Source organism: Clavibacter lycopersici (genome assembly GCF_003576405.1).
Classification (GTDB): Bacteria; Actinomycetota; Actinomycetes; order Actinomycetales; family Microbacteriaceae; genus Clavibacter; species Clavibacter lycopersici.
Window position 1 is genome coordinate 1 of record NZ_QWGT01000156.1, and the last position, 6,710, is coordinate 6,710.

At 72.0% G+C, this 6,710-nt stretch carries 4 protein-coding genes; 1 reads left to right on the forward strand and 3 read right to left on the reverse strand.

Going from position 1 to position 6,710, the window contains the following annotated elements; translation table 11 throughout:
* Window positions 1-112 precede the first annotated feature (112 nt).
* From DZG00_RS10660 to dnaK, 3 genes are all read right to left on the reverse strand, one after another.
* A complete protein-coding gene (locus DZG00_RS10660; RefSeq protein WP_119382593.1) occupies window positions 113-1,129 on the reverse strand; it encodes a DnaJ C-terminal domain-containing protein in 1,017 nt (338 codons plus the stop codon).
* Window positions 1,130-1,246: 117 nt separating this feature from the next.
* Window positions 1,247-1,900, reverse strand: a complete 654-nt coding sequence (locus tag DZG00_RS10665) for a nucleotide exchange factor GrpE (RefSeq protein WP_119382592.1) — start codon at window positions 1,898-1,900, stop codon at window positions 1,247-1,249.
* Window positions 1,897-3,768: a molecular chaperone DnaK gene (gene dnaK, locus DZG00_RS10670; RefSeq protein ID WP_119382591.1), complete on the reverse strand. Its 1,872-nt coding sequence runs from the start codon at window positions 3,766-3,768 to the stop codon at window positions 1,897-1,899. Before dnaK ends, DZG00_RS10665 begins: the two co-directional genes overlap by 4 nt.
* Window positions 3,769-4,172: 404 nt before the next feature.
* Between dnaK and DZG00_RS10675 the strand changes: the two genes are divergently transcribed.
* Window positions 4,173-6,710: CLIPPER-2 domain-containing protein (locus DZG00_RS10675; protein WP_119455607.1), on the forward strand; the 2,538-nt coding region annotated here is incomplete at its 3' end.

The window sequence follows — 6,710 nt, forward strand, 5'->3', positions numbered from 1 at the left end:
CGCACGAGGGCCGAGCCCGTACCCCCGCTCCGGGCATCCGCGTCGACGACGAGCTCCTCGAGGTGGGCGCTGAGCCCGGGCGTCCTCGTCCATCGTGTCGCGGGGATCCATGTCAGCCCCTGGCCCGCTCGATGAGCTCGCGGCGCGGGTCCTCGTCGGGGCCCGAGCTGGCGAACGCGTCGAGCGCCACGCGCTGGGCGTCGCTGAGGCGCGACGGCACCGCGACCTCGATGCGCGCGAGCAGGTCGCCCGTGCCCTTCGGGGTCGTGACGCCGCGGCCCTTGACGCGCAGCACCTTGCCGCTGGACGTTCCGGGCGCGACCTTCAGCCGCACCGGATCGCCGCCGAGCGTGGGCACCTCGATGGTCGCACCGAGCGCGGCCTCGGGGAACGTGACGGGCACGTTGACCCGGAGGTTCAGCCCGTCGCGCTCGAACACGGGGTGCGGGCGCACCTGCACCGTGAGGATGATGTCCCCCGACGCGCCGCCGTCGCCCGACGGCTCGCCCTTGCCGGCGAGCCGGATCTTCTGCCCGTCGGAGACGCCGGCCGGCACGCGCACCGTGAGGGGGCGGCCGTCGGAGTCCTGCAGGCGCACGACGTCGCCCTGCACCGCGGTGAGGAAGTCGATCGTGGTGGATGCGGTGACGTCGCGGCCCTTGGTGGGCGCGCCGTATCCCCGGTAGCCGCCCGTCGACTGGCCGAAGCCGCCGTTGCCGAACATGCCGCCGAGGATGTCCTCGAACCCGCCCTGGCTGTACTGCGGCTGGCCGGATCCGAACCCGGCCGCACGCCGCCCGCGGCCGCCGGCCTGCTGGCCGAACATGCCGCCGAACACGTCCTCGAACCCGCCCGCCTGGCCGCCTCCTGCACCGGGCGCGGTGAAGCGCGCGCCGGATCCCATGGCGCGGATCTGGTCGTACTCCTTGCGCTGCTCCTTGTCGGCCAGCACGGCGTGCGCCTCGCTGATCTCCTTGAAGCGCGACTCGGCCGACGGATCCGGGTTGCTGTCCGGGTGGTACTGCCGCGCGAGCTTGCGGTAGGCCTTCTTGAGGTCGGCCTCCGAGACGTCCTTGGACACTCCGAGGACCTTGTAGAAGTCCTTGTCGAACCAGTCCTGGCTGGCCATCAGACGCCTCCCTTCTTCTTCTCGTGGTGGGGGCCGCACGACCCGGTCCGGGCGCCCGCGCGTGCGGACGCCCGGACCGGGGTGGGTGCAGCCGGATCGATGCTGCGGTTGATGGCGCTACTCCGGCTTGTCGACGACGACCTTCGCGGCCCGCAGCAGCGTCTCGCCGATGTAGTAGCCACTCTCGACGACGTCCGCGACGGTGTCCACCTGGACCTCGGGGTTCGGCTTCTGGAAGATCGCCTCGTGCACCTGCGGGTCGAAGGCGTCGCCGACGGCGCCGACCTTGACCAGCCCGATGCGCTCCACGTTCGTCCGCAGCTTGGCGACGATCGCGGTGAGCGGTCCGCCCTCCGCGAGGTCGCCGTGCTTCTCGGCGCGGTCGAGGTCGTCGAGCACCGGGAGGATGCCCTTCACCACGTCGCCGACCGCGCGCTGGCGCTCGATCTCGCGGTTGGCCTCGGTGCGCTTGCGGTAGTTGGCGTACTCGGCCGTGACGCGCTTCAGGTCCGCGAGGTGCTCGGAGTCGCCCTCGACGGGCTCGTTCCGGGTCTGCTCGATGAGGTCCTGCAGCTCCTCGTCCATGGGGTCGGTCGTCTCGACGTCGGGGCCCTCGGCCTCGACGAACGCGCCGTCCTCGCCCGGGACGGAGGCCGCATCGGCCGCCTGGTCCGCCGTGGCGTCAGGCCCGGCCGGGGAGGAGGAGGCCGACTGCTCGGCTCCCTCGTCCTCGGGCACGCGGCCCTCGCCGTTCGCGGTGTCCTCGGTCATCGGTCGGTCTTCTTGTCCTCGTCGTCCTCGTCCACGACCTCGGCGTCGACGATGTCCTCGTCGTCCTTCTTCGCCTCGGGCGCGCCCTCGGCCGTCTCGCCCGCGGCCTGTTCCTGCTGGCCCTGCGCGTAGATGGCCTCGCCGAGCTTGGTCTGGCTCGCGGTCAGCTTGTCGAACGCGGTCTTCACCGCGGCCTCGTCGTCGCCCGCGAGGGCGCTCTTCAGGCCGTCGACGTCGCCCTGGACCTCGGACTTGACGTCCTCGGGGAGCTTGTCGTCGTTCTCCTTGATGAGCTTGTCGATGGAGTACGCGAGCTGCTCGGCGTTGTTGCGCACCTCGGCCTGCTCGCGGCGCGTCTTGTCCTCCGCCGCGTGCTCCTCGGCCTCGCGCACCATGCGCTCGATGTCCTCCTTGCCGAGCGAGGATCCGCCCGTGATGGTCATCGACTGCTCCTTGCCGGTGCCCTTGTCCTTCGCGGACACGTGCACGATGCCGTTGGCGTCGATGTCGAAGGTGACCTCGACCTGCGGGATTCCGCGGGGCGCAGGAGCGATCCCGGTGAGCTCGAAGGTGCCCAGGTTCTTGTTGTCGCGGGTGAACTCGCGCTCGCCCTGGAAGACCTGGATCGCGACGGACGGCTGGTTGTCGTCGGCCGTGGTGAAGGTCTCGCTGCGCTTGGTCGGGATGGCCGTGTTGCGCTCGATGAGCTTGGTCATGATGCCGCCCTTGGTCTCGATGCCGAGGCTCAGGGGGGTGACGTCGATGAGCAAGACGTCCTTGCGCTCGCCCTTCAGCACGCCGGCCTGGAGCGCGGCGCCGACGGCGACGACCTCGTCCGGGTTGACGCCCTTGTTGGGCTCCTTGCCGCCCGTGAGCTTCTTCACGAGGTCGACGACGGCGGGCATGCGGGTGGATCCGCCGACGAGGACCACGTGGGCCACGTCGCCGACCGAGACGCCGGCCTCGCGGATGACGTCCTCGAAGGGCTTGCGGGTGCGCTCGAGCAGGTCGTTCGTCAGCTCCTCGAACTTGGCGCGCGTGAGCGTCTCGTCGAGGTTGGCCGGGCCGTTCTCCGTGAGGGAGAGGTACGGCAGCTGGATGCTCGTGCTGGTGGAGGAGCTGAGCTCCTTCTTCGCCTGCTCAGCGGCCTCCTTGAGGCGCTGCTTGGCGATCTTGTCGTTCGAGACGTCGACGCCCGTCGACTCCTTGAAGCGCTTGACGAGGTGGTCGACGATGCGCTGGTCCCAGTCGTCGCCGCCGAGGCGGTTGTCGCCCGCGGTGGAGCGGACCTGGATGGTGCTGAAGTCGTCGTCCTTGCCCACCTCGAGGAGGGAGACGTCGAACGTGCCGCCGCCGAGGTCGAAGACGAGGATGAGCTCGTCCTCCTTGCCCCGGTCGAGGCCGTAGGCGAGGGCGGCCGCGGTGGGCTCGTTGATGATGCGGAGCACGTTGAGGCCCGCGATCTCGCCGGCCTCCTTCGTGGCCTGGCGCTCCGCGTCGTTGAAGTACGCGGGGACCGTGATGACCGCGTCGGTGACGGAGTCGCCCAGGTACTGCTCGGCGTCGCGCTTGAGCTTGCCGAGGATGCGGGCGGACAGCTCCTGCGACGTGTACTTCTTGTCGTCGATGCCGACGGTCCAGTCGGTGCCCATGTGGCGCTTGACCGACGAGATGGTGCGGTCGACGTTGGTGACGTTCTGGCGCTTGGCGGTCTCGCCGACCAGCACCTCGCCGTCCTTGGTGAACGCGACGACGGACGGCGTGGTGCGCGCGCCCTCGGCGTTGGCGATGACGGTGGGCTCTCCGCCCTCCAGGACCGAGACCACCGAGTTGGTGGTACCCAGGTCGATTCCTACTGCACGAGCCATGGGGTGTTCTCCTTCTATTGCCGCGGCGCCCGGATCACGGGGTCGCTTCGTGTGGTGACGCGGGTGTCCCGCGGAGTCTGTCTCGCGGTGCCGCTTCGTCAGCGGCGTGCTACTTGAGCCGCGATGACTCAACTCTACTCACACGTCGGCGAGCGTCAAGTCGTGGGCGCAGGAGTTGAGCGATGTCGGCTCAACTCACAGGCTCGCGACCCCGCGAGCGGCCCGCGCGGGCGCCGTGTGCCCCGGCCGGGGGGCCGGAGGGCCGAGATGGGGGCTACTGGTACACCTAGATCGCTACTGGGGCACTTATGGCGGCGTGATCTGCTGATCTACCGTTGCCGACGCGAGGCCGGGGGGCCTCTCGACGGCCCTTCCGGGGACGTGGTCTCCAGGGGGTGGTCGAGGTGGTGGGTACGCGTGCGCGCCATGCCGCCGAGCCGTCCCGCGACGCCCGCGGACCGCGATCCCGACCGGGGATCCGCCGTCTCGCCGCGCTCGTCGCCGCCGCCGTCGGCGTCGCCGCGGCAGCCGTCATCGTGACGCAGCCCGCGGAGCCGGCGGCCGCCGCCGCGACGCCCATCCTCAGCGAGTCGTTCGGCGGGGCATCGGTCACCGACCCCGCGTGGAAGCGGCTCGGAAGCGCGTGCCTCACGGGCGCGACCGCGGCGGGCGGCAGCACGACGCTCGCGTCCTGCCCGAGTCGCGTCGAGGCGCCCGCCGCATCCACGAGCCCCGGCTTCCTCCAGCTCACCGATGCCCGCGTGAACGCGGTCGGCGGCGCCGTCTACGACACGGCCATCCCCGTCACCGGCGGGCTCGACGTCACCTTCGACCAGTACCAGTACTCGACGACGGGATCCGGCGAGGGCATCACGTTCTTCCTCGCCGACGGCGCCGCGCAGATCGCGACGACGGGGGCCGGCGACGGATCCCTCGGCTACGCCCAGTCCCTCACCGCCGGCGGGCTCCCCGGGGCCTACCTCGGCGTGGCGCTCGACGCCGCGGGCCGCTTCTCCACGAGCGCGGACGGCAAGGGGCAGGGCTGCTCCGGGACCGTGCCCTCCCAGCTCGCCAACACCGTCGCCCTGCGGGGAGGGGCCACGGGCTACTGCTACCTCACGCGCGGTGCCGCATCCACGTCCGCCCCGCTGCGCGCGACGGCCACGTCCGCGACCGCGGCGGCTCCGGGTACGGCGCTCGGCAGGTCCATCCGGATCACCGTCTCGAACGCGACGCTCCCCGTCGTCACGGTCTTCCAGGGCGCGACCGCGGGGAGCACGCCGAGCACGCGGCTCGTCCAGTACACGATGACGAGCCCGATCCCCTCGAGCGTCAAGCTCGGCTTCACCGCGGCGACGGGGGCCACGACGGCGGACACGCACCTCGTGCGGAACCTCTCCGTGACCTCCATCGACCCAGGGAACACCAGCCTCGAGCTGATCAAGGCGATCGACACCTCGGTGCCGCAGACCGGCCCGTACGTCGAGGGGTCGGTGGTCCGGTACGCCTTCGCGGTGCGGCCCACCGGCCTCCTGGCCAACCTCAGCATGAGCAACGTCACGATCACCGACCCCCTCGCGACGATCGGGACCTGCTCCGCGAACTCGCTGCTGTTCCCCGGCAGCACGGTCTGCACCGGGACGCGCACCGTCACGGCGGCGGAGGCCATGTCCGGGCGGCTCCGCAACACGGCCACGGCGACGGCGACGCTCCTCGGCCTGGGCACGTACACGAGCAACGTGGCTTCGCTGAGCGTCGCCGTCGCGACGCCCGCCCCGGGCCTGACCCTCGCCAAGACCGGCACGCTCTCGGACGCGAACGGCAACGGGCGAGCGGACGTCGGCGAGCGGATCGCGTACTCGTTCACGGCGAGGAACTCCGGGAACGTGTCGCTGTACCAGGTGGCGGTGGCGGATCCGCGCGTCACGGGGATCAGCCCGGCCTCCGTGACCCTCGCGCCGGGCGCCTCGCAGACCTTCACCTCCACCGCCTACACCGTGACCCAGGCCGACGTGGACGCCGCGACGCCGATCGTCAACACGGCCACCGTCTCCGGGAAGACCCTCGCCGGAGTGGCAGCGCCGACCGCGAGCTCCTCCACGAGCACGCCCGTCAACGGATCCGCGGCCCTCAGCCTCACCAAGGGCGCGACGCTGACGGGCGGATCCACGGCGGGCGCCACGGTCGCGTACTCCTTCTCCATCCGGAACACCGGCACCGTGCCGCTGACCGGGGTGGCGCTGACGGATCCGCTCCCCGGGCTGTCGGCCGTGACGTACGCCTGGCCGGGCACCGCGGGCACGCTCGCCCCCGGCGCCACCGCCACGGCGACGGCGAGCTACACGGTGCGGCAGGCCGACGTCGACGCGGGGCAGATCGCGAACACCGCGACCGTGCGCGGCGCGAGCTCCGGCGGCGTGCCGGCGCAGGCCACGGCGACCCGCACCGTGACCCTCGACCGCACGGCGACCCTGGCCTTCACGAAGACCGCGACGCCCGGCAACGTGCCGGCCGCGGGCGGCGTCGTGACGTACGCGTTCCGGCTGCAGAACACCGGGTCCACCACCCTCACGGGCGTCTCCATCGCGGATCCGCGGGCCGGCGTCTCCGCCCTCGCGTACACGTGGCCGGGGACCGCGGGCACGCTCGCGCCCGGGCAGGTCGTCACCGCGACGGCCACGTACACGGTCACGGCGGCCGACGTGACGGCGGGATCCATCGTCAACACCGCGACCGCCAGCGCGACCGCGCCGACCGGGGCGATCAGCCGCACCGCGACCGCGACCGTGCTGGCCGTGCCGGATCCGCTGCCCGACTCCGTGACGACGCCGCAGGGCGTGCCCGTCGTGGTCGACGTGCTCGCCAACGACGGCCCCGCCGCGACGGGCGCGACGCTCAGCCGCGCCCAGCTCTCCGCGACGCCCACGCTCGTGGGCGGCGCG